The sequence below is a fragment of the Erwinia sp. MYb416 genome (assembly GCF_037479575.1).
GTDB classification, from domain to species: Bacteria; Pseudomonadota; Gammaproteobacteria; order Enterobacterales; family Enterobacteriaceae; genus Erwinia; species Erwinia rhapontici.
Genome location: NZ_JBBGYT010000324.1, coordinates 1 through 1,223, shown reverse-complemented (window position 1 = coordinate 1,223; position 1,223 = coordinate 1). Strand labels below are relative to the sequence as shown.

The following is a 1,223-nucleotide window of genomic DNA, read 5'->3' as shown; positions in this document are numbered from 1 at the left end:
CTGCCTTTATCGCTCGATGATCTGCTTCATTCTGCAAGGCTCGAAGCACGTTGCAATTAACGACAATCTTCTGAGCTACGACAGCGAAAAATATCTTATCAGTGCCCTTGATCTGCCTTTGATCGGACAAATTTTTGATGATGAAGGGGGGCAACCCTACGTTGCGATTTCGCTGGTGCTGGATCCGGCCATACTGGCGGAATTAGCGGCGGCGATACCGCCGGTTCGCGAGCGTGAACAAAAGGGGGGCGGCATTATGATAAACCCGATGACTGCCTCGCTCCGCGATACGTTACTCCGCTTGCTGTCATTGCTCGACACCCCTGATGATATTCCGGTTCTTGGGCCTATGCTCGAACGGGAATTGCTTTATCGTCTCCTGCAGGGCCCCCAGGGGCGACTGCTACGTCAGATTGCCCAACCCGAAGGTGCGCTGAGTAGTATCCGGCGAGCCGTCGCCTGGATCCGGGATAATTACAATACCCGGCTTCGCATCGAAGCGTTGTGCGATGTCAGCGGCATGAGTCGGGCGAGCCTGCATCGTCATTTTTTGTCGATGACTGGCCTCAGTCCCATCCAGTATCAGAAACAGCTTAGATTGCAGGAAGCTCGCCAGCTTTTGCTTGCCGGCGAGCATCGCGCCTCTGATGTGGCGTTTGCCGTCGGTTATGAAAGTGCTTCACAGTTTAGCCGTGAATACCTGCGGCAATTCGGCGCACCGCCTGTGCGCAACGTGCGTGAGATACGACAGGCGATCGGGACTTCAGTAAAGGAGTAAACGCTGGCTGTTTTATTCATTTCCGGCAGATTCCATGCCGCGCATACTGTTATGCAAAAGGTGCCGGACACCTCTGTGCCCCCCATCTCGAAAGGGGATCCGCTCCCGTGCTTTCGGATTAGCCTTAAATAGAATGCGGGGGGCTAAAATAAGCACGAGCGCGGTATTATATTTATCAGCGTAAAATATAAACCAGATAATGATAGGTATTGATGATGAAACGAGATGCATTATTCAATTACGCGCGGGAACATTTTAAGTCTGAGCCAGAATATCTCTGGAGTAATCTGCCGGGCTATGCAGTACTTCGGCATCACGACGGAAAGAAATGGTTCGGTCTCTGCCCACGAAATACACGAGCTGCTTGCCGATAGCCATGAGCTGACTGCCTGATAAAAAGATATCAGGGCGGGTTTAATGAAAAGACAGGCTCACCCTTTTCAGG

The 1,223-nt window shown here is 52.0% G+C and carries 1 protein-coding gene and 1 pseudogene; both read left to right on the top strand.

All coding sequences use genetic code 11. From position 1 onward, the window contains the following. Positions 1-778, top strand: a 778-nt coding sequence (locus tag WH277_RS03895; RefSeq protein ID WP_339504465.1) for an AraC family transcriptional regulator, incomplete at its 5' end; no start/stop codon positions are given. A 215-nt stretch (positions 779-993) separates the two neighbouring features. After that, positions 994-1,119 (top strand): annotated as a pseudogene (locus tag WH277_RS03890) (MmcQ/YjbR family DNA-binding protein); the annotation flags it as partial. Positions 1,120-1,223 lie beyond the last annotated feature (104 nt).